The organism is Staphylococcus schleiferi (assembly GCF_025558325.1).
Taxonomy (GTDB): Bacteria; Bacillota; Bacilli; order Staphylococcales; family Staphylococcaceae; genus Staphylococcus; species Staphylococcus schleiferi.
Genome location: NZ_CP094712.1, coordinates 2,091,452 through 2,117,159 on the forward strand (window position 1 = coordinate 2,091,452; position 25,708 = coordinate 2,117,159).

The following is a 25,708-nucleotide window of genomic DNA, read 5'->3' on the forward strand; positions in this document are numbered from 1 at the left end:
AGAAGTTATCATTAAAACCACTTAAATTGGTGTTATCCTAAGCCACATTTATTGTGGTAAATGCGTGCGCAATAACTTGATGGCTTGTATTGTATTATGGCGTAATTGAATCCCCATTTTGAAATCCGTCAATTGCTTTGGCATTTCGATAAAGCTATTAAACATGCCCGTTACACCTAAAGCTTCGAAACGTTCAAATTTATCTGCAGTGCCACACAATGCCACAGAAACTTTATCATGCTTTTGACATAATTCAGCGATGCGCAATGATGATGTATCGATAATTTCATCTTGTTCATCTATGCCTTCACCAAAAATGATTAAATCTGCTTGTCCAACTAATTGGTCAAGTCCTGTAATTTGATCCACAAGTTCATGGCTTGTATTGATTTCGGCATTAAAGAGTGCCGCCATAGTAGCAGCAATCCCTCCGCCTGCACCGCCTCTTTCAATAGGACCTAACAACAATTGATGTTCGTTTTTAAATAACTCACTCAAATACCATAATAGATTATCAATTTCTACAGCTTGCGTTCTCTCTATTTGCTGTTCTGTATAAGTTTTCATAATCGCACTTTGTTTACCATATAACTTACTTTCAAAATCGACCAGAACTTGAATACGACATTGTTGTAACCGTTGATCCAAATCACTTGTATCAATACGGCGAACATGTTTAATTTGGCGTGCGCCTTTAGTCATATCAACACGTTGGCCCTCGTCATCATAAAAACGTGCACCTAACGCTTCTAGCATACCCGCACCGCCATCATAGGAACCAATGCCACCAACTGAAATAACGATATGTTGTGCCGCTTTATCTAACGCATGTCGAATGACTTCACCCAGACCATAGCTTGTCAAATTGACGTGTGACGCTTGACCTGTTAAAAATTGACTTGCTTCAATCACTGTTAAACCATCATCTGTTTGGCCGTATGTGACATCAACGGCTTGCATTTCAGCATTATGCACAGAGATTCGATATTGTGTTCCAGACTTCCATAGAAATACTGCGTTCAGCAATTCTCTTCTACCATTAAATAATGGAACTTGAACGATATCTGCCGATTCTAATTGGCTCGCTACAGCTTCTTCCACATAGCGATTAGCATCATAACTCGAAATAATGCCATTATATTCATCCATCGCAACTAAAACTTTCATTTTGTCACCCTCTTATCTCTCATATCACTTAAATATCAAATCGAAACGATTCATCATTGATTATACTGTTTTTTCACTACTCAAACTGCTAGCGTACTATGAGCGCTAGGCTTATGATACAATAGGCGCCTTGCTGGCATAAATGCTATAACAAGGTTTGCTTTTTGGAAAGATTAAACTTCCATTTTCTCCCTGTTTGTCCATTTTAATAATCATGGATTGTTCAACCACTCCATATTATAGCGTTGACTTATAATTGAATACAAACGAATAGAACGCTTATAGACATTTTGTAGTGATTCTACAATAACCTATAAGCGTTCCTTTTTACAAATTGATTACTCTTCAGCTTGCGCAAGTGAAGATACATTAATATTATTGTGGCTATCATGCCATTTGACCTCACCATTTACAAAATAAAATGCTTGTGGTGATTCGTGCTGAATACCTGTTTTTTCAGCAATATAATCCGATAACTCTCTTTCTTCTTGAACAACGAGATAATAACCGTCCATATCACGTTCATATAAAAATTTATTAAACTGATCAAATGCATTTTCAGAAATCGGACATGTGTTACTATGCTTTAATATAAAAATATAGTTGTTTTGTTCAAGCACTTGCTCAAATTGGTCAATCGAAGTTAGCTTTATCGCCATTCTCTTCACCTCTAAGTATATTTTCTGTTTGTCTTTTATCTATCATTTAATTCAACTTTTCTCAATGTGTACCATTATACACACATAATCTATCCTTGTTAACCTTTAATTTTGATTGAAACTGGAAATCTACACGTATGAAATCCGTTCTTTCCTTCCTTATGAAGCAAATGATTCCCCATTAATCCTTAGTCTTATGAGTGATATTATTTAGACTCTAACTTTCTTTTTTCCTTTTCAAAAGGTTGATCGAAACGTTCTAAATCGTCTCCTTTTGTTACTAATTGATTCACATCAAATTTTGATAATTTTTCACTATATTGAATCGTTTTCGCTCTTTCTTGATAATAACGTTCTAATTTGTAATACATTTCAATCGCATTTTGACGCGCGTTATTTGTGGCACTGTCTTTTAATTGCGTTTTGTTTAATTCTTTTATTTGTCCTTGAATGAGCGGTAACATTTCTTTATGGATGGCATCTAATTGCGCCTTTTCACTTTTAGCATTCATTGACTTTTCTGCTATTTCTTTAATCGCTTGGTTGTTACTAATGAGTTTATTTTCAAGCATTTCACTTTCTCTTGAACCTTGCTCTGTTTGTTTCGCCAAGTTCATTTGCGACTCGACACGACTACGGTGTTTTTCAAATGCTTGTGTAGAATCGAGAATTTTTTCATTAGATTGAATAGATTTTTGACAAAGTGCTATAAATAAATCTAATTGTTTGATTTCATGTTCTTTTTGATCAATTCCTTTTAAATATGTTGATTTTAATGCTTTCAATGAATCATCTCGTGCCGGTAGTTGATTGGCTGCCTCTCGATAATCTTTAAATTTTGGCTTTAACTTTTGATCAATTGCTTTTTTTATGTCATTAAAAGCTTGTTTATTTTTATCTGTCGTATCAGTTTGACTTAAATAATGAATTTGATTTAAGTCCATTTGATTGAGTGTTTTGCTTAATACGCGTTCTTTTTCATTGACTATTTTCATGTGTTGATCAAACGCTTTTAATTGGTCTTCAGACGAATGCATACATGCCGGAAGTAACGTGAGCGCTAAAAAGCTTAAAATTATAATTTTAATCCATTTTTTCATCATTGCACCCCTTATTAATTCGTATTATACAGAAACATATTTAACTTGAAAATAATATATGTTATAGTTATGCAGAATTAAGCAAAATGCCTTATTTTAGCCATAAGGAGGCTTTCACATGTATCGTCATGTTCAACCTTTTATTACTGCGCAACACCAAGATTTTTATGCGCAACAATATCAAAAATATCGAGACATTCTCTTTAACTTATTGAAGTCTCCAGTGAAAAGTACACAGCATATCGGAGGGACCTTTCATTTTAACTATCCTACTGAGCCCATCCTAGACATTTTAGTCGGTGTGGACAACCTTCATGACATTACTTCATTAGATGAAAAAAGATTAAATTATGCTGGATTTTATCGTTTGCATCATCCTTATGAAAAAAAGGTCATGATGGCAAAGTTTAATAACTTAATTGATTTAAAACAGGAAGTCCGACTGCATATTCTCCAACGTCACACCCCTATTTTCGAACAGTATGCGCAATATCACGATTTGTTAACATCCCATCCAAAAGCCATTGACTATTTTTCAACACAAAAACAGCAATTGACAGGTACAACGTTAGCTATTCGAGATTATGAAGCACAAAAAGCACAATGGTTTAAAAATCTGCGCCAATATTCATCTTAGAATTTCGATTAAAACATGACGCTTTATCATAAAACAGTTAAAATAGAATTAAATAAATTTCTGCCGACATTTCTAAAATAAAATATTAAACAGAACTTTAGTGCAGAAATAATTATATTATCAATGAATACAGACAAAGAAAGGATGTTAATTTTGAATCATTCTAGCATCTTACAAGGATTAAAAGCGCTCGTCCCAGAACGCATCATTAAAGTAGATGAGCCTCTTAAACGTTATACTTATACAAAAACTGGAGGTAAAGCAGACTTTTATATCTCGCCTGATTCATATAAAGATGTACAAAAAGTCGTAAAATACGCTTACGATAACCAAATTCCAGTAACTTATTTAGGTAATGGCTCTAACATTATTATTCGCGATGGTGGGATTAGAGGCATTGTTTTAAGTTTGTTAGATTTAAATCATATTGAAGCTTCTGATGCGACAATCATTGCGGGTAGTGGTGCAGCAATTATTGACGTCTCAAGAAAAGCACGTGATTTGTCACTGACAGGGCTTGAATTTGCTTGCGGTATTCCAGGTTCAGTTGGGGGCGCTGTTTATATGAACGCTGGCGCATATGGTGGCGAGATTAAAGATGTCATTGATTATGCACGTGTGATTAACGAACGAGGGGAATTGCTCCAACTCACACATAATGAATTAGAACTCGATTATCGAAATAGTATTATCCAACAGCAACATTATGTTGTCCTTGAAGCTGCCTTTACCCTAACACCTGGTCAGCTCGAAAGTATTCAAGAAAAGATGGATGATTTAACAGCGCGCCGAGAGTCAAAACAACCGCTTGAATATCCATCATGTGGGAGTGTCTTCCGTCGCCCACCTGGCTATTTTGCTGGGAAACTCATACAAGACTCAAATTTGCAAGGGCATCGTATTGGCGGCGTAGAAGTATCGACGAAGCACGCAGGATTTATGGTAAATGTTGATAACGGGACAGCAACAGATTATGAAAGTCTCATCCACCATGTTCAATCTGTTGTAAAAGAGAAATTTGATGTCGCATTAGAACGTGAAGTTCGCATTATTGGAGAAAAGTTAGAAGATCAATAGTAACTGATGTGAGGAGCGAATAGCATGCCTAAAGTGTATGGTGCCACTGTAGATAAAGAAACACGATGTATTCATTATCATACGCCTTATGATATTATTGCAATAAAGTTTAAATGCTGTGAAAAATATTACCCTTGCTTTAAGTGCCATAATGAATCTGAGAAGCATCGCCCAAAACGCTGGCACTCAGATGAATTCCAAGTAAATGCCATTATGTGTGGCGTTTGCGGCCATGAAATGTCAATTGAAACTTATATGATGTCGGAAGCTTGTCCAGAATGTGATGCCCATTTTAACAATCGATGTAAATTCCATTATCATCACTATTTCGAGATTTAATATGGCTTTCATTTGAGCTAAAATCAGAAATTCTTTTATTTTGTTTATCATAACTTCACATTAGTGAAATGACTGAAAAGGAATGACTGGGGTGAATCATGCCTCCCCTAGCATGAACAGCTAAAGTGGGACAAAAATCTACACGATTTTTGCCCCGCTCTTTTAATTGTCTTATCAAAATAAGATTGGATATCCCGTCCCAACCTCATCTTTAAATATTAATTATAGAATGAAGTGATGTTGAGCATTGTGGAATATATCCAATGCTCAAAGCGTGCTTTCAAAGTTAGATGATATGAGCTGCAAAAATTCTCTTTTTTGTTTGACCGTATTCTTGACTTAGATTCACCTCTACATTTTGCGCTTCAGTTCTATTTGAAAGAGCTACAAAAACAACCTCACCAGTTGGAGGTGAGGTTGCTCGATCAAATTGTATAGACTTCCTCAAGACATCCCGGCGTCTAACATGTCATCACGCCTAGAAAAAGAGGAGTTCATATCTTTTATGCTTTATCGTTGTCATCAAAAATAAAGTCTTCGTCTTGTAAGCCTTCAACGTTAAGCGCTAATACGTAACCGTCTCCTTTTACTGAAAAGAAGTCATGGTTTTTAGTTGTACGGTCTAAAGCATTTTCAATAATTGGGCTGAACTCTTTTTCTTCAAAGTACGGTTCAAAACCTAAGTTAGAAAGTGCTTTGTTACCGTTATATTGTACATAATTAAGCACGTCATCAGCTAAACCAAGAGGCTCATACAATTTACGTGTGTAAGATTCTTCGTTTGCATATAAATCTTCTAATAATTTATACATTTCACGATCCGCTTTTTGTTTTTCACTTTCGGATAACTCACTACGTAAACTTTGTGCATCCAGTCCAGTAAATAGACCATGAATGGATTCATCCAATAAAATTTTACGAATAATTTCTCCAGATGTCGTCATACGACCTTGTCCTGCTAAATAAAGTGGATAATAGAAACCAGAGAAGAATAAAAATGTTTCTAAAAACACACTTGCAACACGCGCCATATATTGATCATATATCGTTGTTTCTTTCGCCCATAATTTATGATACGTTCCGACAATTTTCTCAGATTTGTATTTCAAATGTGGCTCTTCAATTACCCATTTGTCCAATAACTCATCTGTTTCACTTGAAGGAAGCAATGTTGTGAAAATATGTGAATAACTTTTCGCATGAATCTGTTCCATCATCCCCATAAAAGCATAGACCGCTTTTTTACGTAAGTCACTTGTATGCATCATGATTAAAGGCATACCATCATCAGCTTGATGTGTGTCTAATCCTGTTAACCCGGCTAATGCTTTTTTAAAGGCATCTTGTTCTTGTTCAGTTAAAGTTTTCCAACTCGCAATATCTTTTGAAACTTTAAATTCTGTTTCAACCCACATTTGAGCAATGTTTTGACGCCAAAACATATTCGTCATATCTTCTTGAGTATTCCAATTTACAGCTATCATTAATTTCCATTTCTCCTTATCTTTTTTATTAGTATCACGATCTATGCATCACGCATGTATGGGGCTAAAATCAATGATTTCGTTGCCCCAAGCATGATAATAGAGATGCACTTATGCTTAATATGAATTCGGCATCAATTTATGCCTAAATTGAGCAACTTGTACATTCTTCGACGCTAAGTAATTTATTTCTTGTGTAATATAAAGATTTAAGCCCTTTATAATGTGCATAAACATAAAGTCGAGATAATTCACGTGTTGAGATTTCTGAGTTTACATAGAGAATTGTAGAAATACCTTGATCAATGTGTGTTTGAATCGTTGCAATTAAGTCGATTAATTTCATTTGATCTGTGTTAAATGCTGATTTGTAATACCACATCGTTTGCGGTGATAAAAATGGCATTGGATAAAATGTTTCAGAATTTCCGTATGTGCGTCGTTCAATTTGATCCACGATTGGCATAACGGAACTTGTCGCATTTTGTACATATGAGATGCTTTGAGTTGGTGCAATCGCTAAGCGGTATGCATGGTAAAGACCGTATTTTTCAACTTCAGCTTGTAATGCTTTCCAGTCTTCTCGTGTTGGTATATCGTGATTTTCAAATAATGCTTTGACTTTGTCATATTGTGGCAAAAAGTCTTCAGATGTATAACGCTCAAAATAGCGACCATTCGCATAATCCGTTTGTTCAAAGCCAACAAAAGTTTCGCCACGTTCTTTTGCGATTTCCATAGAACGTTCAATTGAGTAATAGTTCATCATCATGAAGAAAACATTGGCAAAGTCTCTAGCTTCTTCTGATTCATAGCTTATTTTATTTTTCGCAAGATAGCCGTGTAAGTTCATCACACCTAAGCCAACTGAATGAAGTTCGCTGTTTGCTTTTCTTACACCAGGTGCGTTTTGAATATTAGCTTCATCACTTACAACAGTCAGTGCATCCATACCTGTATGCACAGAATCTCTGAATTTGTCTGATTCCATTACATTGACAATGTTTAATGAACCTAAGTTACATGAAATATCTCGTTTAATTTCATCTTCAATACCATAATCATTAATGACAGATGTTTCTTGTAATTGGAAAATCTCCGTACATAAGTTACTCATTTTGATTTGGCCGATATTAGAGTTCGCATGCACACGATTGGCGTTGTCTTTAAACATTAAATAAGGATAGCCTGATTGCAATTGTGTTTGCGCGATCATATTTAACATTTCACGTGCGTCTTTGCTTTTCTTCATAATATTTGGATTTTCAACAAGTTGGTCGTAATATTCATCAATATTAATGTCATCAAGTGTGACACCGTATTCTTTTTCAACCGTATGTGGTGCAAACATAAAGAAGTCTTTACCTTCTTTTGCTAGTTCGAAAAACTTAGATGGCACAATTAGACCTGTAGAAATCGTAGACAAACGTAAATCTTCATCGGCATTTACTTTTTTAGTGTCTAAAAACTCTTCCACGTCATAATGGAAAATATTAAGGTATACTGCACCTGCCCCTGGACGTTGACCTAACTGATCGGCATAACTAAAGCCACCTTCTAAAGCTTTAGCAACAGGGAGCACACCTTTTGCTACACCTTTGATGCCTTTGATTGCTTCGCCTCTGGCACGTAGTTTGGATAGATTAATAGCGACACCGCCACCAATCTTACTCAGTTGTTTTGCAGTTGAATCTATGTAGTTAATGGAATTTAAGCTGTCGTCCACTTCTAATAAGAAACATGATACAAGTTCCCCACGGCGCGCACGTCCTGCATTTAAAAATGTAGGCGTCGCTGGTTGGTAACGTTGATCAATCATCGCTTGAATAAATTGTTTTGCTAAAGCGACATTACCTTTTGCAAGGTATAGTGACACAATCACGACATGCTGATGATAATCTTCAAGGTATTTTGATTTATCATTGGTTTTAAGTGCATAGTCTTTAAAAAACTTACTTGCTGACATATAGCTCGCAAATGCAAATGGAATTGAAGATGCAAATGCAATGACTTCAGCAAGTTGCGCTTCACTGTATTCGTTAAATACGTTGTAGTAAAAATTATTATCAACTAAAAAGTGAAGGCGCTCCAATTCACTATCAAAATGAACGGTTTTATCTTTAATTTCTTCAAGATACACCGCTAACGCTTCTTGGTCTTTTTCTATTTGAAAAAAGCCGTTTTCATTTCTCTTTGTGACTTGATTGTTTAATTCAATGTGATTGTACTGCTTTTGTTCCATAGTTTTCATAAAAATTGACCACCTTCTCTTTAAATTCTGTTGTGTCTTGGGCATTCCCATGTAATTCAAACTTCAATAATAAAGGGACATTGTACTCATCAGAAATTGTTACGCCAGCCTTTGCGAAGTTTTGTCCCCAGTTGCGATTTCCACTTGCTGCAACGCCCTTTAAATATTCATGGTTTTTCCCTAAAAATTGTTGTACTGGTTGAGGCACCTCTCCAAAACCAATTGTACTTGTCACAATAATAAAGGGTTCTGTTATCTCTTTGGATGCATTCGTTTCATTAATCTCAAGTGTGTTATCAAGTTCTGCACGCTTAACAAAGCGTCTTACATTGCCGGTAAAAGAATAAAAAACGACTTTCATATTGAATAACCGCCTTTCATATTAAATGAACGCTTTTTATATAATTGCTTTTGTTTTCTCTCAATCACAATATAATTCTCATTAAATTAAATGCGAACATATATTTGTTGTCATATGCGCTTTAAAATGATGCGCGCATTTCGCAAATTGTTATATTCATCATGCAATCGTTCATCAAAAAATTAATAACACTACATGTAGAGAAGAAAAGAAATAGAATGTGCAAAAACGTGTAATCCTCTATCAATTCCATCTGTTTTTATCCTATTTCTCATCTTTCAAACACAATATATAGTGTTTGTTTTTATTTGTCGGTACTATATTATGTGTTTCATTATACATAAGTCCTTTCTGTTTTTAAAGAGATAAATATGAACTTTTGTCACCGATTGTCATCAAAAGCGATAGTATCAATAGGTTTAGGAAACAGAAAAATTTTTTCTGTAAGAAAACATTTTTAACGCTTGACTTTTGATGATAAAAGGATTACTAGGCGACGCAAATAGAACATATGTTCCCCTTTATTGTACACTTCCTTCACAAAATTTCAAGATATAATGCACGGTAACGCTTTTTATGCTACGATGTATAAGTCAAATTTTTATAATTAAGAGGCGATTTAATGAATTCAAAAATGAAAGGCATCGTTGCTATCTTAATTTCTGCGATTGGTTTTAGCTTTATGGCTGTGTTCTTTCGTCTCGCGGGAGATTTGCCCGTATTTCAAAAATCATTAGCTCGAAATTTTGTAGCGATGTTTATTCCCCTTTTCTTTATTATTAAATTCAAGCAACCCTTTTTCGGTAAACTCAGCAGTCAACCTTTACTCATTACACGCTCGATTTTAGGATTAACGGGTGTGTTGTTAAATATATATGCCATTGATCATATGGTTTTAAGCGATGCAGACATACTTATGAAACTCAACCCATTTTGGACGATTCTATTAAGTTTAATCTTTTTAAAAGAATATATTCAAAAGTATCAAATTACAGCGATGCTTGTCGCAATCGTTGGGATGCTTTTTGTAGTCAAACCTGAATTTTCTTCAGAAATATTACCTGCCTTGACAGGCTTATTGTCCGGTATTTTTGCAGCTTCTGCTTATACAGCTGTACGTGCACTAAGTACACGCGAAGCACCTTACACAATTGTTTTTTATTTTTCATTCTTCTCAGTTATTGCACTGTTACCGTTTGTGATATTTACGTACGAACCGATGAGCCGTATACAAATCATCTACCTTGTTTTAGCAGGACTTTCAGCGGCTGTTGGTCAAATCGGCATTACTGTCGCATATAGTTACGCACCGGCAAAAGATATTTCTATTTTCACATACGCTTCTATCATCTTTACAGCACTCATAGGCTTTGTTTTATTCAAAGAAGCACCTGATTTCTATGCTGTCATTGGTTATATTATTATTCTAGGTGCAAGTTATTATATGTTTGAAAAAGCAAGACGCTCAACTTACTCTGAACATCGTCATAAAAAGCAACAATCAAATTAAAGAAGGAGGCATACCCATGCCTAAAGGTCGTTCAAAAGAAGAATTAAAGGATATTACATTACTCGGCAATCAAAACAACACATATGATTTTGATTATCGTCCAGACGTATTAGAAACGTTTGATAATAAACATCAGGGACGAGATTACTTTGTTAAATTCAACTGCCCTGAATTCACATCTTTATGTCCAATTACAGGTCAACCTGATTTTGCTACCATCTATATTTCATATATTCCAAATGTAAAAATGGTTGAATCAAAATCACTCAAACTTTATTTGTTTAGTTTTCGTAATCATGGTGATTTTCATGAAGACTGTATGAATATTATCATGAATGACCTTATAGAATTAATGGACCCTCACTACATTGAAGTATGGGGTAAATTCACACCTCGTGGTGGTATTTCAATTGATCCTTATACAAACTATGGTCGTCCAGATACAAAATATGAAAAAATGGCCGACTATCGCATGATGAATCACGATTTATATCCTGAAACAATTGATAACAGATAATTTTATTTAAATACATTTAAAGCACACGAGGTTGGGACATCAATCTCAAAATAAATAGCGCTCAGATGATTTTTAATAGAAAGTCGTCTGAGCGCTTCTTTTTTGGGCTGTACACTTTATATGGTGGTTATGTATCTATAATAATTAAGTCGCAAACTTCCGATTGCTTCTTCGAGTCTCGCTTTCCCAGGCGCCTTACCTCAACTAATTTTGGCTTTTATTGTAACTCATAAGAAGCCAAAATGGATTTTCGGTTTCGGCTCTATGCCTCGGGAGTCTCGACTCGGTACGCAATCTATTTAAGCAATTTCACTATTGAAAAGTGGCATTGCTTTTTTCTTTGGTCTTTTATACAGTCTAAAAATAATAAAAATGCGATTTTTGAAGTTATAAAAGTTGCGATAGCCATATGAAACTCTTTTAATTAGTTTAACTTTTTGATTAATTCCTTCAATCGCACCATTATTGAATTGAGGGGTTCCAATCGTATAAGCAATGATATCCTCATACTTTCTGTAGAAGCGTAACACTTTCCATCCATACATTTAAAACGTTGTTTTAACAGATTTAAATACACTGCTATCTCTTGGAATCTTAAAAAAGTAATTCGCGATAAACGTTTTCCGTGTTTGTGTATTCGGTTTGGATTCGAATGATAACAGTGAGGACAAGTCATAGGCTTGTATGAAAGGGTACCAAAGATGACGTTAGATTTCTTACCTCTAATAACTACATCTTCTTCAACTTTAGTGATTTTAATATTATTATCTTTAATTTTTAGTAACTTTAATATATCATTACACATAGGCGCAATATGTCTCCTTTATTTTTGGTTTAGTCACTTAAAATGATAGAGGCATTTGCGCTATTTTTGTACAAAAAAGCAGGATGACTTATGTCATCCCACCATAAAAAATGAAGAACCCTTTTTTATGGTAAAACGGCTTTTCATATCTCGCAGCGCCTCTCCTCTTTTTAGAACAAACCTCTTTCAATCTATATCATCACACCTAAAAATATGTACATAAATGAATTATTTTCTTTGAAATGTATAAAGCTGAGTTGTATATCATATTAATCATTTTCTTGTTTAATCTACAATTTAGTTATAGAATAGTTTTAACTTCATGCGAAGAGGGGGACTTTTTTTATGGGCGCACATTACACAAAGGAAGAAATATTGAACAGTACGCCACGTACAGGTTTTTTTGGGCATCCTAAAGGTTTAAGTACATTATTTTTCACTGAATTTTGGGAGCGCTTTAGCTACTATGGTATGAAAGCCATTTTAGCTTACTATATTTATTATTCTATCGCTAAAGGGGGATTTGGCCTCAATCAAGGTGTCGCACTACAAATTGTGTCTATTTATGGTGCGTTAGTTTATATGAGTGGTGTGATCGGTGGATGGATTGCCGACCGTATTACAGGCACACGTCACGCACTGTTTTACGGAGGAACACTCATTATGCTCGGGCATATTCTTTTATCTCTACCCAATAACTTTGTAATCCTTTTAATTGCATTACTCGTGTTAATTATTGGGACAGGGATGTTGAAACCTAACATTTCCTCAACAGTAGGCTTATTGTATGAAAAAAATGATCCACGCTTAGACGCGGCTTTTACAATTTTCTATATGAGTATTAATTTAGGGGCATTACTCTCCCCACTTATTGTAGGTTGGGCACAAGTGAACCTTGGTTTCCACTTTGGTTTTGCTATTGCTGCAGTAGGGATGTTTATTGGGTTGGTTACATACTACATCACGAATAGAAAATATTTGGGTCTTGCTGGATTAGAAGTACCTGATCCATTAACAAAAGCAGAGCGTTCAAAATTAATCAAAATCGTTATTATTGTGGCTGTTGTCATTGCAGTAGTTTGCTTTATTTTAAATCTATTACAACTGTTAACGATAAGTACATTCGCAACCTTTATTACACTTTTAGGTGTGTTTTTACCACTCTTTTATTTTGTTAAAATTATTTTAAGTAAAAAAACAGCCGATCATGAACGCAAAAGAGTTTACGCATATATTCCTTTATTCATTGCATCGGTTGCGTTTTGGATGATTCAAGAGCAAGGTTCAACTGTACTTGCACAATTCGCTGATACTAAAACACAACTTGATTTAGCAAAAGTGACGGGTGGACTCATCGATTTTCATATTCCACCTGCTTGGTTCCAATCGCTAAATCCACTCTTTATCATTACGCTTGCACCATTATTTTCTATATTGTGGGTGAAATTAGGCCGTTTTAATCCACCTACTGTTATCAAATTTGCAATTGGTGTTATTTTAGCAGGGGTTTCATACTTAATCATGGTTATCCCTGGCGATGCTGATTTAATTAATCCATTTTGGTTGGTTGCAAGTTTCTTAATTGTAACGATGGGTGAACTTTGCTTATCCCCTATTGGCTTATCGACAACTACTAAATTAGCGCCAGAAGCTTTTACCGCACAAATGATGAGTGTGTGGTTCTTATCTAACGCGATGGCACAAGGGATTAACGCACAAATGGTAACGATGTATACGCATATTAGTACCAACCAATATTTCTTAATTTCTGGTGCAGTCGCACTTCTCATCGGTATCGTTTTAATTTGTATCGCACCATTCATTAAAAACTTAATGCAAGGTGTTAAATAACATTTAACTTCAACGATGGCACGATTAAGAAGCGGAAGTGGAACAACGAAATCGATTCGATTTCAGTTCTACTTCCTTTTTATTTATCTGATAAAGCGTTATTTCTCTGTTACTAAAAATGTTTCACCTAAACTAAAATCTGCTATAGATTCCCTATCATATCGGGCGTTAATTAAGTCTATCTCTACGAAATTATTTTATGCTTGATAACTTGATTTGTTATTTGTTGGTTATTTTTATTAATACAATGCTCAAAATCAATTACTTTCTTCTTATTTTATTATTTGGTACCATATGAGAGTCTGGAAAGTTTAATCTTTTATTTTAGAAATCTATTTAAAGCAAGTGAAACAGGCACTTTTACCTTAATAAGTCCCAACACGAATGACCACTGTTTTCTTAAATGTGCGTCATCTATTGAATGTTTTAGACCATCCAATAGATCACTTGTCATAACCGATTTAGGTGCCTTAAAGTAATCACACTATTAAATAGTGCCCTACTTCGTTTCAGATTCATTCAATCACGCTTGATAGATAAAGTGATAAAATTAAAATTATTCAAAATATTTTGTCGTCATACAAAATTCACATTTTCAAAATTATATTTTCAGAAACTTATTGAAATTTAAATATATCAGGCGTAAAATGGCTTCTATATGCTTTGTTCAGACAGGAAGGATTGATTAAAATGTCAGAATTATCACACGAAAAAGCTGTCCAGACCATTCCTCAAAAAGGATTTTTCGGACACCCTCGTGGTTTAGGAGTACTCTATACTGTTGAATTTTGGGAGAGATTCAGTTATTACGGTATGAGAGCCCTTCTGATATACTATATTTACTACAATGTAGGTCAAGGTGGTTTAGGCCTTGAAAAAACTTTTGCCCAGTCGTTGATGGCTGTCTACGGTTCATTAATTTTTATGACTTCCATTCTAGGGGGATGGATTGCTGACCGTATACTGGGTACACGTCGCTCGATGGTTTACGGTGCATTACTGATTATTATCGGTCATATCTGTTTAAGTTTACCGTTTGGATTATCCGGATTACTTGCTTCAATGGTATTTATCATTGTAGGTTCTGGTTTAATGAAACCGAACATTTCTAACATTGTTGGCCGCTTATATCCTAAAGGTGATGATCGTGTCGATTCAGGTTTTGTTATTTTTTACATGTCGGTAAATATGGGGGCATTTCTTTCTCCACTTGTATTGGATCATTTTAGAAATACGGGCAACTTCCATGGTGGATTCCTTATTGCCGCAATTGGTATGGCATTATCACTTTTATTCTATTTGCTATTCCATAAGAAAAATTTAGGCGATATTGGAACAACTGCACCTCACCCATTAAGTCCATCAGAAAAGAAAAAATATGGCATCACATTTGGAAGCTTAGGCTTACTCTTACTGATTTTACTTGGCGTTACATACGCAACAGGAACACTTACATTTGATTTAATTAGTCTCATCGTTTTAATATTAGGCGTTGCTTTACCGATTGGATACTTCTTCATTATGATTGTTAGTAAAGACACATCTGATGTTGAGCGTTCACGTGTAATTGCATTTATTCCTTTATTTATTGTCGGCGTTATTTTTTGGTCTATTCAAGAGCAAGGCGCCAACGTACTCAACGTTTATGCGGATGAAAAAGCGGACCTCACATTTAATTTGCTAGGTTGGCATAGCGCTTTTCCAGTGACATGGTTCCAATCGATTAACCCATTCTTTATCGTCGTCTTAGCGCCTGCTATTTCATTATTATGGCGTAAATTAGGTCGCTTCGAGCCGAGTCTACCTATCAAATTTGCGATTGGTCTCGTATTAGCAGGTATTTCATTTATATTAATGATGGTTGTCATATACGCATATAATGGCTCAGAAATTTGGTTTATGTGGATTGTTCTATCTTATTTCATTTGTGTTATTGGTGAATTATGTATTTCTCCAACAGGTAACAGTTCAGCGGTAAAACTAGCGCCTGAAAAATTCAATTCACAAATGATGAGTTTATGGTTACTGACAAATGCAACTGCACAAGCAATTAACGCACAGCTTGTAAAGTTACAACCTATTATTGGAGATCAAAACTACTTCGGTTTAATTGGTGGTATTGCTGTTGTCGTTGCTCTACTCGTTGCACTTGGTACACCACTTATTCTTAAAGCGATGAAAGGTATTCGTTAAAACATTACTTTAAACGGATAGCATAATTGACTTCAAATACAATAAAGTAAAACAGGAGTAGGAGAAATCTAAGTTCAACTTTAGACTTCTCCTACTCTTTTTAGATCTGTTTAAAATGATTAACATACACTACGTTTAGATATACAATGAGAACTAAGATTAACGAAAGGAGTCAACACAATGGCCCCGAAATATGAACACGGTTTACTTTTTTATCATGAACATTCAGGCCTTCAAAATATCCATGAAGGCATAGGGGAAGTGACAGTTGCACTTTCACAACTTTGTAAAAGGCTTTCCATCCAACTGAGTGAAAATGAAGGCGATATTGAACGTTACTGCAAAACAATAAAAGACGGTAACAATGTTGAATACATAGATGTGCTCTTTATTCTAGGTGGCGATGGTACGGTTAATGAACTTGTCAATGGTGTCCTCAAACACGAACTTCATATTCCAATTGGCGTCATCCCAGGTGGAACGTTTAATGATTTCGCAAAGACACTCAATTTAACGAATAAAGCCGGTGAAGCGAGTCATGACCTTTTAGTTGCGACGCCGCAAACTTATGATGTCATGAAAGTGAACGAGCGCTACGCCCTCAATTTTGCTGGGATTGGTTTAATGGTTCAAAATGCGGAGAATGTTAAAGGCAAATCAAAAGACCTCTTCGGAAAATTAAGCTACATCTCGTCTACGTTTAAAACGATAACAAACCCTGAACATTTTAAATATACTTTAGAAATTGATGGACAAAGTTATTCTGGCGAAACGTCTATGCTTTTATTTGCAAATGGCCGATTTATTGGAGGCGGAAAAATCCCCTTAACAGATATGTCCCCTTCAGATGGTGTACTCAACACTTTTATCTTTAATAACTACAGTATGAGTATCCTTAAAGATATTTTCAGTTTAAGGGATAGTATGACTTGGAATGAAATTAGCGACAATATCCAGCATATTTCCAGTCATACAATCAAAATTACGACTGATCCTGAAATGCGCGTCGATATAGATGGTGAAATCGATATGACAACACCAACCACGATTGAAATTATTCCAAATGCAATTCAATTATTAACAGCTCCACCCGCTGAAAATAATCAATAAAAAACACATGTGTCAGTAAAAAAGTCACTGACACATGTGTTTTATTGTGCGGTTGTATTTAATCTAACTTTCTATGATAAAGACTCTGTTTCAGAAATATCACTTAAAAAGTAAGCTTCAACTTCTTTCCAATTGTTTAAGCGTTCGAAGTCCGTATTCCCTTCGTTATGTGGCGCTGTAAACATTAAAGGTTTACCTGTATGAATCGCTAATTGTCGAGGACTATCATCAATTAAATAATCCGTCGCAACGATACCTTTACGCCCACAGAAAACAAATTGCTGTGGATCTAAAAATGGAAAATGTGTTAACAACCAATCATATTTATCATGGAAAGATGTTGGCACATCCATCGCTGCAGTTACAATGTAAATATCGTAATGTTCAGCAAGTTTTTTAACGACTCCCTGTGCATCTTTCATGACATTTAAGCGTCGAAAGAACCCTTCAGACGCTAAAATATCACGAATTTCTGCGGTATGCTCAGGCATAATATCGTAAATTTTACGTCCAATAATTTGTTCTACGGTTATACCTAGTTCGGTACGACGATTAAATTCATCGATTAGTGCTCCCGTCGTATCAGCTAAAACCTCATCCATGTCTATCCCAATTGACGCTCTCATCTAATCGCTCCCTATTATTCATTTCATTTAGAAGGCTATCAAAACAGTCATGCTTTAATGCCTCTATAACACGCCCTTATTTCAATAGTATCAATGTATTAAAAGGATTGTAAAACTTTGCGAATCACTTCATTTTGCTCTGGAAAACCTAAAGTGATGCGCACGCCATTTGGAAACCCTCGTGCAATGATTCCATTTTGCAGCAACTGTTCGTCTAGTTCTTTTGCTCGATCTGTTTGTGCAAAGATAAAATTCGTTTCCGATGGATAAAGCTTTACAGAAGTCTCTAAACCATCAAATTTTTCTCTCTCAATTCGATTACGTTCCACAACTTTTTGTAAGTAATCTTGATCTTCAAATGCTTTTAAAGCAGCCTGCTCTGATAAACGTGTTGTATTGAATGGTGGTCGTAATACATTTAATTGTGCAGCCAATTCAGCTGTCGCAACTAAATAACCGATACGTAAACCAGCAAGTGCGTATGCTTTAGAAAACGTACGCATCATCGCAATGTTATCATATTTTTTCATTAATTCAATCGTATTTGGAAAGTCTTTTGCAGTGACATATTCACCGTATGCTTCATCAAAAAGTACAGTTACATCTTTTGGGATTTTTTCTAAAAATGCTTCTATTTCAGCGTGTGTATGATAAGTACCTGTCGGGTTGTTAGGGTTACAAATCCAAACTAACGCTGTTTGCTCATTTACCGCTTCTGCAATCCCATCTAAATCAAATGCGCCTTCAATCAGTGGCACTTGAATTGTTTCGGCATCTTCTACAGTAGCGTTATGGAAATATTGTCCAAAAGTACCTTCGCTTGTGACAATATTATCCCCTGCTCGAACCATTGTTCTAGAAATAATTACAATCATCTCATCAAGGCCGGCTCCAAAAATAACTTGTGATGGCTCAACACCATAATGAGAAGCAATGGCTTGTTGTAAAAGCGGTGCATTGGGTTCTGGATATAAGAAGAGATCATCTACATGATCCTTAATCGCTTGTTTTGCCAATGGAGAAGGGCCATATACATTTTCATTTGAAGCATGTTTATATAGCTCACCTGCAATGCCATATTTTTTCTTAAGTCCTTCTGGTGATAAGCCTGGTTGATAAGCGCGTAATTTAGAAATTTGAGATTTCATTTCTAGCCCTCCTATATGTCAGAATTTTTTAAATATGTTAACTATTATAACGAGTTTTACTTTAAAATGCTAGAGTGTGTAGCCATCATCATCGATGGTCCTACTTGTTATAAAACATTTCATATACGCTACATATTAATTATAGTTAGGTTTCTAGTCATATTGCACGCTTTTTGATTAAAATCTAAAAAGACGGGATAGCAGGGTCATCTCTCTACAGAAGATTCACCGTTCTATCCCGTCTCAAAGCATTCAATGGCGTAAGTTATATTTGAAGTGCTTACGTTATTTTACATATATATCATTCGATATGCTTTTTAATGAATGAGTCCTTCTTTTTTCAAGTAGTCTTTTGCAACTTGATATGGATCTTCATCTTTTTCTGCAACACGATAATTCATTTCTTGCATTTCTTCATCAGAAATTTTACCTTGTAGTTTGTTTAATGCTTTCTCAACATCAGGATGCTTATCAATAAACGATTTTTTAAATAATGGTGCCCCTTGATAAGGAGGGAAAGCTTTTCGATCATCTTTCAATACGACCATATCAAATTGTTTTAATTCCGCATCCGTCGAGTATGCATCAATGAGATTAATGTCACCTTTCTCGACAGCTTGATAACGTAATTTAGGCTCCATCGTTTTCACATTTTTAAAATTCAAGTGATACAATTTTTTAATAGCTGGATAACCATCTTCACGATCATTAAATTCTAAAGTAAAACCTGGTTTAATTTCACTTTGCACTTTTCGTAAATCACTGACCGTCTTAATACCGTGTTGCTCTGCAAAATCACGTTTAACCGCAAGTGCATACGTATTGTTATATTTCATCGGTTTTAATAAAGTCATATCAAACTTTTTCTCAAGACTTTGATTGGCTTGTTGATACACTTCTTTTTCATTTTTTGAGTTTGGTGTTTCTTTCGTTAACTCACCTAACACCGTACCCGTGAATTCAAGATAGCCATCGATTTTATCAGATTTAAGGGCATTGAATAAAAAGCTCGTTTTACCCATACCGTCTTTAACATCGACCGTGTAATCTGTTTGATCTTCAATCAATATTTTATACATATTTGTGATAATAGAAGGTTCTGTTCCGAGTTTACCGGCGATTGTAATCTTTTCACCTTTGTGAGACAACAACGGTGCCACTGTAACAAGGAACATCGCAAGTAAAATCACACCCAATGTGATTAACATTTTACGATAAGAAATGTGGCTCAGTATTCTTAAACCGACATCAAATAAAATAGCTAAAATCGCAGCTGGTATCGCACCAATTAAAATTAAAGACGTATTGTTACGATCAATCCCTAATAAGATTAAGTCCCCAAGGCCACCAGCACCAATCAAAGCAGCAAGTGTCGCAGTACCAATAATTAATACCATTGCTGTTCGAATCCCGGCCATAATGACAGGCATCGCTAAAGGCAACTCTACTTTAGTGAGTCGTCTCATAGGCTTCATACCAATCCCTTTAGCTGCTTCAACTAATGAATCGTCAACACCTGTTATCCCCGTATATGTATTACGTAAAATAGGTAATAAGGCATACACAACTAAAGCAATGACAGCCGGCACTGTTCCAATACCAAATAATGGAATCATCAAGCCCAGTAACGCTAGCGATGGAATCGTTTGTAATACAGCAGCGATATTAATGACAATTTCTGACAGTTTCTTTGTTTTTGTCAAAAGGATTCCAAGTGGCACACCAATAAGCACTGCAATGAGTAATGCAACAAAAGACAGTTGAATATGTTCAAGTAATCGAGCTAATAATTCCCCTTTTCGATCACTTAAAGTATTGAGGATGGTATTCATACAGATTCACCTGCCTGGTTTTTTGATAAGAAACTAAAAATATCTTGTCGTGACAATAACCTAGATTGTGCATCGACCGTAACAATAACTGCATCATGTGATACGAGTTCGCGATAGACGTCGCTGACCGCTTGATTATGATCGACAACCGGATAATCTAATGTTTCGTTCGTATCAAGCTTTCTTCCTGCAAGTTCGGCTACTTTTCCAAGTGTAAAATGATTTAATACCACACCGGTCAAGTTTCCTAAAAATTGGCGTACAAAATCGTTTTTAGGCGTTTTAATAAAGTCATTAGGTGTCCCAATTTGTTCAACACGTCCATGATTCAGTAAACATATCCGATCGCCTAATTTAAAAGCTTCTTCAATATCATGCGTCACAAACACAATAGTTTTCTTGATTTTACTTTGTAAGCTTAAAAGGTCATCTTGCAATTTTTCACGTGTAATCGGGTCTAAAGCACTGAAAGGTTCATCCATTAAAATGACAGGCGGGTCAGCTGCTAGTGCACGCACGACACCGACACGTTGACGTTGACCGCCAGACAACTCGTCAGGCTTACGATTTTTAAATTGTTCAGGTTCTAAACCTACCATTGTCAATAACTCATCGACACGCGCATCAATTTTTGATTTAGACCAATCTTTCATTAAAGGCACTTGCGCAATATTGTCACGGATTGTCATATGTGGAAACAGCGCAATTTGCTGTAACACATACCCCATATCCCAGCGCATCTCATACACAGAATAGTCACTAATAGGTCTTTCTTTAAAGTAAATATAGCCGTCTGATAAGGGGATAAGACGGTTAATCATTTTCATCGTTGTCGTTTTGCCCGATCCTGATGGTCCAATTAAAACGAAAAATTCGCCTTCTTGAATCTCCATATCGACTTGATCAACAACGACTTTATCACCGTAACGTTTCGTTACATTATTAAACTTAATCATTGAATCCCTCGTTCTCTATTTTATTGATTTTCATTTATATAGCTCAATTACCCCAAACTTTGAAACTTATACTTATTAAATCATAATTCATTGAAAAAATAACTCAATTTGCCTCTAATTTTTAATCGAGCTTAATCTATAAAATAATACGTTACAAGTAGCATTCAATTTTATATAAACTGTTTCTTTTAACGCCATTATGTATATCAATAATCTAATCCATTTTATCGCAGGCGATGATCAAAATTTTTAATTGTCTTTACAAAAACATTGTCTCAAAAAAGCAATAAAAAACAACACAGACTGCATTGTCTGTGCTGCTTTATTTTCTACTGCTACAACGACCTATCCTTTAATATAGTCACTCCGACGTATTATTTATGAACTATGCATTTTATAATCTTGAATAGCTGTTAAAAATTCAGGACAGTAGTGTTTTAATTTATAACTACCTACACCTTCAATTTGAATCATATCTTGCTTTGAAAGTGGCTTTCGTTTCGCAAACGCTTCTAATGTATAATCCGTAAAAATATTCGTCGGTGGAATATTCATTTTTTCGCTCATATGTTGACGTACTTCAACTAATTTTTCAAATAAAATACGGTCAACACCTTCGACAGTATTAATATTAACAGTTTCTTTTGATTTTCGTTTGAAAGGTGTCGTATAAATTTTCGTTTCGTCATACAATAACGTCTCGACAGATTGATCACACAACAAAATTTCATCGTGTTCATTTAAAAAACCTTTAAAGCGTAACTCGTCAATTAAATGATGTAATTCACCTGTCGTATAATGTTTCATGATGCCATATGTGGAAAGTGTCTCATACGCGTGATGACGTATGTAGTCTGTCTTTTCACCACGCAATACTTGAATCACTGTTTGATAACTTTCATTTTGTCTTAAACGTGCAACACAACTGACAATCATTTTAGCTTCATTTGTCATGTCATACGTTTTATTTTTATCTACACAGTTACTACATTGTTGACATTCTTCTAATTTTTCATTGGGCTCAAAATAATGAACGAGTGTAGCTTCTAAACACTTACTTGTTTTAGTATATTGGATCATCTTCGTAAGCTTTTCACCCATGCGTTCCTTATAATCATCATCCGCTTTTGAACTACTAATAAAATACTGATGTAAACTGATATCACGATCACTATACAATAATATACAATCACTTTCTAAACCATCTCGTCCTGCACGTCCCGCTTCTTGATAATATGATTCCAAATCACCCGGCATATTGTAATGAATAACGTAACGAACGTTGGATTTATCAATCCCCATACCAAAGGCATTTGTGGCGATGACGACGCGAATACGATCGTACAAAAAATCATTTTGTGCTTCGTTTCTTTGGTTAGATGTCAGCCCTGCATGATAATAAGTTGCAGCGACACCGACATCTTCAAGTGCTTCATAAAGCGCCTCTACTTGTTTACGGGTAGAGCAATAAATAATGCCTGAAACTTTCGCATGACTTTTAACATAATCAACAATAAACTTTTGTCTTTGATAAGTCGCATTGACTTGAAATTTTAAATTACGACGTCTAATACTCGTTTTTACGACATGATTAGGGTGAATCATCAAGCGCGACATAATATCTTGTTGTACTTCCGTCGTAGCAGTCGCAGTAAGTGCTATAATCGCAAAATGTTGAGGCATAGCTAGGACCCGTTGAATGACCGCTTGATAACTTGGACGAAAATCATGGCCCCATTTCGATATACAGTGTGCTTCATCAAATGCGACAAGCGCAATATTGACACGGCGCAACAGCATTTCAAAATACGTACTCTCGAATCGCTCTGGTGCGACATACAAAAATTTTAATTCACCATCGACTAATTGTTGCTCGATTTCTTTTTGGGCTTGTGCAGTTAAACTACTATTTAAATAAGCCGCTGCAATGCCCATCGCTTTCAATTGATCGACCTGATCTTTCATTAATGAAATTAACGGGCTGATTACAATTGTTGTACCTTCTAACATCAGTCCTGGCACTTGATAACAAATTGATTTACCACCCCCAGTAGGTAAAACACCTAATGTGTGATGATGATTTAAAATCAATTCAATAATTTCTTTTTGACCAGGACGAAAACTCTGGTATCCAAAATAATGCGACAGTGTTTGCTCCATATTATCCCTCTTACTGTTCTAAAATTTCTTCTAGTTCACTCCATCTCGTGATGTCTAAATCATATTGCGTCTCAAGCGCTTCTTTTTCTTCACTCAATGCTTTGATTTTGGAATAATCTGCGTTGGCTTCAATCATCTCTTCGTCAATGGCTTTGAGACGTGTTTCTGTTTCATCAATTCTAACGATTAACATGTCGTATTCTCTTTTTTCTTTATATGATAATCCTTTTTTCTTTTTCTTCGGTTGTTCTTTTGGCGTATCTTTCGAATCTTTCACTTGTGTTGATGCTTCAACGTATTGTTTCTGATAAGCAAGATAGTCCTCAAATTGTCCTAATATCACATCAAATTGCCCGTCATGAATATACCAATAACAATCGACGACTTTATTTAAAAAGTAACGGTCATGGCTTACGGTAATGACTGTTCCACCAAAAGTTTGAATATAGTCTTCAAGGATCGTCAATGTTTCAGTATCTAAGTCATTCGTCGGTTCATCTAATAATAGAACATTCGGTTGATGAACTAACAATTTAAGTAAATTTAAGCGCTTCTGTTCTCCACCAGACAGTTTATATACTTTTTTACCATGAGTCGCACTCGGAAAGAGAAAACGCTCCAACAACTGTGTAATCGAAATGGTTGTGCCATCCTTTTGACGGGCTAATTCACTCTCTTCTCGCAGAAAATCAATCATACGAATATCTCGATTTAAACGCTCATCTGTTTGTTTAAAGTAAGCAATTTTAACCGTTTGACCCACTTTAACGACACCCTCATATGCGGTGTCTTCTCCTGCTAAAATATTCAATAATGTTGTTTTACCAGCGCCATTCGGTCCAACAATACCAATTTGTGCCCCTTTTTGAATCAATGTTGTAATATTTTCAAATAACGTGCGTTGATTGATTGCTTTCGTTACATTTTCTAGTTCAAAAACTTGTTTACCTAAGCGTGAATAAGCAAGACCTAGTGATCCTTTTTCCTGTGATTTTTGCGCATTGACTTGCTTTTCTAAATCATGGAACCGATCTTGTCTCGCTTGTTGTTTCGTCGTTCTCGCCTTAACGCCCGCACGCATCCACGCAAGTTCTTGTTTGTATAGGGCACGTTGCTTGGTTTGTTGGCGTGCTTCGATTTCTTCTCGTTCTGCACGCATCGCGATATAGGCCTCATAATTACCCGGATACGTTTCTAGCTGACCATTCTTCAGTTCTACAATGCGCGTCGCCACTTCGTTTAAAAAGTAGCGGTCATGCGTCACAAAGACAACTGTTTTCGGGTAAGATTTTACAAACTGAATAAGCCAATGGATAGATTCAAAGTCTAAATGATTGGTCGGCTCATCTAAAAGCAGTAAATCTGGTTTTTCAATTAATGTACGTGCTAAAATAACGCGCTTTTGTTGGCCCCCTGACAAAGATCCGAGTTGCCGCGTTGTATCATGAATACCTAATCTAGAAAGTATCGTTTTAATTTCAGCACTGTAATCCCATGCACCTAAATTGTCCATTTCTGTTTGCGCTGCCATCATTGCATCAAAAGCTTGGTCACTTTGTACTTCAGCATAAGTTGCAGTGGCTTCTTCATAACGCTTAATAACTTGTAACTCTTTAGAGTTTGCACCATATACTGTTTCGTACACTGTCATCTCGGGATTTAAATCATGATTTTGTGCAGCATAGCGAATGCGATAATTTTTAGGATGCGACTGTTCGGCATCAAAGTCATCGTCTTTACCTGCAATCACCTTTAATAACGAACTCTTCCCTGTCCCATTAATTCCTACTAATCCAATTCGTTCTTGATGAGAAATGGATAGATGAAGATCATCAAATATCACTTTATCCGCATACGATTTATTGAGGTGTTCAATTTTATACGCTTCCACAACACATGCACCCTTTTTCTTATAGATTTACTCG

At 35.6% G+C, this 25,708-nt stretch carries 21 protein-coding genes and 1 pseudogene; 8 read left to right on the forward strand and 14 right to left on the reverse strand.

Features of this window, described 5'->3' with window-relative positions:
- Positions 1 to 48: 48 nt before the first annotated feature.
- From MUA40_RS09875 to MUA40_RS09885, 3 genes are all read right to left on the reverse strand, one after another.
- Positions 49 to 1,167, reverse strand: a complete 1,119-nt coding sequence (locus tag MUA40_RS09875; RefSeq protein WP_016424507.1) for a glycerate kinase — start codon at positions 1,165 to 1,167, stop codon at positions 49 to 51.
- A 338-nt stretch (positions 1,168 to 1,505) separates the two neighbouring features.
- Positions 1,506 to 1,826 carry a bacillithiol system redox-active protein YtxJ gene (ytxJ, locus tag MUA40_RS09880; RefSeq protein ID WP_016424506.1) on the reverse strand — a complete coding sequence of 107 codons (321 nt, stop codon included), beginning with the start codon at positions 1,824 to 1,826 and terminating at the stop codon, positions 1,506 to 1,508.
- A gap of 206 nt (positions 1,827 to 2,032) precedes the next feature.
- Complete coding sequence (locus MUA40_RS09885) at positions 2,033 to 2,929, reverse strand: EMYY motif lipoprotein (protein ID WP_262576391.1); 897 nt, start codon at positions 2,927 to 2,929, stop codon at positions 2,033 to 2,035.
- A 115-nt stretch (positions 2,930 to 3,044) separates the two neighbouring features.
- Between MUA40_RS09885 and MUA40_RS09890 the strand changes: the two genes are divergently transcribed.
- From MUA40_RS09890 to MUA40_RS09900, 3 genes are all read left to right on the forward strand, one after another.
- Positions 3,045 to 3,563: a GrpB family protein gene (locus MUA40_RS09890; protein ID WP_016424504.1), complete on the forward strand. Its 519-nt coding sequence runs from the start codon at positions 3,045 to 3,047 to the stop codon at positions 3,561 to 3,563.
- A 144-nt stretch (positions 3,564 to 3,707) separates the two neighbouring features.
- Positions 3,708 to 4,640 carry a UDP-N-acetylmuramate dehydrogenase gene (gene murB, locus MUA40_RS09895; protein WP_037559060.1) on the forward strand — a complete coding sequence of 311 codons (933 nt, stop codon included), beginning with the start codon at positions 3,708 to 3,710 and terminating at the stop codon, positions 4,638 to 4,640.
- Positions 4,641 to 4,664: 24 nt separating this feature from the next.
- On the forward strand, positions 4,665 to 4,979 hold the full coding sequence (locus MUA40_RS09900; RefSeq protein WP_016424502.1) for a CHY zinc finger protein: 315 nt from the start codon (positions 4,665 to 4,667) through the stop codon (positions 4,977 to 4,979).
- A gap of 503 nt (positions 4,980 to 5,482) precedes the next feature.
- Here the strand turns inward: MUA40_RS09900 and nrdF are convergent.
- From nrdF to nrdI, 3 genes are all read right to left on the reverse strand, one after another.
- Positions 5,483 to 6,463, reverse strand: a complete 981-nt coding sequence (gene nrdF, locus MUA40_RS09905; RefSeq protein ID WP_016424501.1) for a class 1b ribonucleoside-diphosphate reductase subunit beta — start codon at positions 6,461 to 6,463, stop codon at positions 5,483 to 5,485.
- Positions 6,464 to 6,608: 145 nt separating this feature from the next.
- Complete coding sequence (gene nrdE / locus MUA40_RS09910) at positions 6,609 to 8,714, reverse strand: class 1b ribonucleoside-diphosphate reductase subunit alpha (RefSeq protein ID WP_016424500.1); 2,106 nt, start codon at positions 8,712 to 8,714, stop codon at positions 6,609 to 6,611.
- Positions 8,677 to 9,075, reverse strand: a complete 399-nt coding sequence (gene nrdI / locus MUA40_RS09915) for a class Ib ribonucleoside-diphosphate reductase assembly flavoprotein NrdI (RefSeq protein WP_016424499.1) — start codon at positions 9,073 to 9,075, stop codon at positions 8,677 to 8,679. Before nrdI ends, nrdE begins: the two co-directional genes overlap by 38 nt.
- Positions 9,076 to 9,697: 622 nt before the next feature.
- On the opposite strand from nrdI, the gene MUA40_RS09920 reads away from it, so the two are divergent.
- Positions 9,698 to 10,585, forward strand: a complete 888-nt coding sequence (locus MUA40_RS09920; RefSeq protein ID WP_050331612.1) for a DMT family transporter — start codon at positions 9,698 to 9,700, stop codon at positions 10,583 to 10,585.
- A gap of 16 nt (positions 10,586 to 10,601) precedes the next feature.
- Positions 10,602 to 11,102, forward strand: a complete 501-nt coding sequence (queF, locus tag MUA40_RS09925; protein WP_016424497.1) for a preQ(1) synthase — start codon at positions 10,602 to 10,604, stop codon at positions 11,100 to 11,102.
- A gap of 299 nt (positions 11,103 to 11,401) precedes the next feature.
- Here queF and MUA40_RS09930 read toward each other — a convergent pair.
- Together MUA40_RS09930 and MUA40_RS09935 are read right to left on the reverse strand one after the other, a co-directional pair.
- Positions 11,402 to 11,569, reverse strand: a pseudogene (locus tag MUA40_RS09930) (transposase); the annotation flags it as partial.
- Positions 11,527 to 11,907 carry a transposase family protein gene (locus MUA40_RS09935; protein WP_194513308.1) on the reverse strand — a complete coding sequence of 127 codons (381 nt, stop codon included), beginning with the start codon at positions 11,905 to 11,907 and terminating at the stop codon, positions 11,527 to 11,529. The gene MUA40_RS09935 and the pseudogene MUA40_RS09930, both read right to left, overlap by 43 nt.
- Positions 11,908 to 12,252: 345 nt before the next feature.
- Here MUA40_RS09935 and MUA40_RS09940 point away from each other — a divergent pair, with 345 nt between their 5' ends.
- From MUA40_RS09940 to MUA40_RS09950, 3 genes are all read left to right on the forward strand, one after another.
- Positions 12,253 to 13,758: a peptide MFS transporter gene (locus MUA40_RS09940; RefSeq protein WP_262569535.1), complete on the forward strand. Its 1,506-nt coding sequence runs from the start codon at positions 12,253 to 12,255 to the stop codon at positions 13,756 to 13,758.
- 690 nt (positions 13,759 to 14,448) lie between these two features.
- A complete protein-coding gene (locus tag MUA40_RS09945) occupies positions 14,449 to 15,951 on the forward strand; it encodes a peptide MFS transporter (protein ID WP_126496557.1) in 1,503 nt (500 codons plus the stop codon).
- Positions 15,952 to 16,131: 180 nt separating this feature from the next.
- Positions 16,132 to 17,061, forward strand: coding sequence for a diacylglycerol/lipid kinase family protein (locus tag MUA40_RS09950; protein ID WP_016424493.1), 930 nt, complete (start codon positions 16,132 to 16,134; stop codon positions 17,059 to 17,061).
- Positions 17,062 to 17,132: 71 nt separating this feature from the next.
- On the opposite strand, the gene MUA40_RS09955 is transcribed toward MUA40_RS09950, so the two are convergent.
- The 6 genes from MUA40_RS09955 to MUA40_RS09980 form a co-directional block, all read right to left on the reverse strand.
- Positions 17,133 to 17,687, reverse strand: a complete 555-nt coding sequence (locus tag MUA40_RS09955) for a 5' nucleotidase, NT5C type (RefSeq protein ID WP_016424492.1) — start codon at positions 17,685 to 17,687, stop codon at positions 17,133 to 17,135.
- Positions 17,688 to 17,785: 98 nt separating this feature from the next.
- Positions 17,786 to 18,835, reverse strand: coding sequence for a histidinol-phosphate transaminase (hisC, locus tag MUA40_RS09960; RefSeq protein WP_016424491.1), 1,050 nt, complete (start codon positions 18,833 to 18,835; stop codon positions 17,786 to 17,788).
- A 317-nt stretch (positions 18,836 to 19,152) separates the two neighbouring features.
- Positions 19,153 to 20,667, reverse strand: a complete 1,515-nt coding sequence (locus MUA40_RS09965; RefSeq protein ID WP_016424490.1) for an ABC transporter permease/substrate-binding protein — start codon at positions 20,665 to 20,667, stop codon at positions 19,153 to 19,155.
- Positions 20,664 to 21,623 carry an ABC transporter ATP-binding protein gene (locus MUA40_RS09970; protein ID WP_262569536.1) on the reverse strand — a complete coding sequence of 320 codons (960 nt, stop codon included), beginning with the start codon at positions 21,621 to 21,623 and terminating at the stop codon, positions 20,664 to 20,666. Before MUA40_RS09970 ends, MUA40_RS09965 begins: the two co-directional genes overlap by 4 nt.
- 378 nt (positions 21,624 to 22,001) lie before the next feature.
- Positions 22,002 to 23,783, reverse strand: a complete 1,782-nt coding sequence (gene recQ, locus MUA40_RS09975) for a DNA helicase RecQ (RefSeq protein ID WP_016424488.1) — start codon at positions 23,781 to 23,783, stop codon at positions 22,002 to 22,004.
- 10 nt (positions 23,784 to 23,793) lie between these two features.
- The gene (locus MUA40_RS09980; protein WP_262569537.1) at positions 23,794 to 25,674 is read right to left on the reverse strand and encodes an ABC-F family ATP-binding cassette domain-containing protein; all 1,881 of its coding nucleotides are present in this window, start codon (positions 25,672 to 25,674) and stop codon (positions 23,794 to 23,796) included.
- Between the last annotated feature and the right edge of the window lie 34 nt (positions 25,675 to 25,708).

Coding starts and splice junctions, on each gene's coding strand:
- MUA40_RS09890 (WP_016424504.1), top strand. CDS start 3,045: ATGTATCGTCATGTTCAACCTTTTATTACTGCGCAACACCAAGATTTT.
- nrdI (WP_016424499.1), bottom strand. CDS start 9,075: ATGAAAGTCGTTTTTTATTCTTTTACCGGCAATGTAAGACGCTTTGTT.
- murB (WP_037559060.1), top strand. CDS start 3,708: ATGTTAATTTTGAATCATTCTAGCATCTTACAAGGATTAAAAGCGCTC.
- MUA40_RS09950 (WP_016424493.1), top strand. CDS start 16,132: ATGGCCCCGAAATATGAACACGGTTTACTTTTTTATCATGAACATTCA.
- MUA40_RS09970 (WP_262569536.1), bottom strand. CDS start 21,623: ATGATTAAGTTTAATAATGTAACGAAACGTTACGGTGATAAAGTCGTT.
- MUA40_RS09945 (WP_126496557.1), top strand. CDS start 14,449: ATGTCAGAATTATCACACGAAAAAGCTGTCCAGACCATTCCTCAAAAA.
- MUA40_RS09940 (WP_262569535.1), top strand. CDS start 12,253: ATGGGCGCACATTACACAAAGGAAGAAATATTGAACAGTACGCCACGT.
- nrdE (WP_016424500.1), bottom strand. CDS start 8,714: ATGAAAACTATGGAACAAAAGCAGTACAATCACATTGAATTAAACAAT.
- recQ (WP_016424488.1), bottom strand. CDS start 23,783: ATGGAGCAAACACTGTCGCATTATTTTGGATACCAGAGTTTTCGTCCT.
- hisC (WP_016424491.1), bottom strand. CDS start 18,835: ATGAAATCTCAAATTTCTAAATTACGCGCTTATCAACCAGGCTTATCA.
- ytxJ (WP_016424506.1), bottom strand. CDS start 1,826: ATGGCGATAAAGCTAACTTCGATTGACCAATTTGAGCAAGTGCTTGAA.
- MUA40_RS09965 (WP_016424490.1), bottom strand. CDS start 20,667: ATGAATACCATCCTCAATACTTTAAGTGATCGAAAAGGGGAATTATTA.
- MUA40_RS09935 (WP_194513308.1), bottom strand. CDS start 11,907: ATGTGTAATGATATATTAAAGTTACTAAAAATTAAAGATAATAATATT.
- MUA40_RS09955 (WP_016424492.1), bottom strand. CDS start 17,687: ATGAGAGCGTCAATTGGGATAGACATGGATGAGGTTTTAGCTGATACG.
- MUA40_RS09875 (WP_016424507.1), bottom strand. CDS start 1,167: ATGAAAGTTTTAGTTGCGATGGATGAATATAATGGCATTATTTCGAGT.
- MUA40_RS09920 (WP_050331612.1), top strand. CDS start 9,698: ATGAATTCAAAAATGAAAGGCATCGTTGCTATCTTAATTTCTGCGATT.
- MUA40_RS09885 (WP_262576391.1), bottom strand. CDS start 2,929: ATGATGAAAAAATGGATTAAAATTATAATTTTAAGCTTTTTAGCGCTC.
- queF (WP_016424497.1), top strand. CDS start 10,602: ATGCCTAAAGGTCGTTCAAAAGAAGAATTAAAGGATATTACATTACTC.
- MUA40_RS09900 (WP_016424502.1), top strand. CDS start 4,665: ATGCCTAAAGTGTATGGTGCCACTGTAGATAAAGAAACACGATGTATT.
- nrdF (WP_016424501.1), bottom strand. CDS start 6,463: ATGATAGCTGTAAATTGGAATACTCAAGAAGATATGACGAATATGTTT.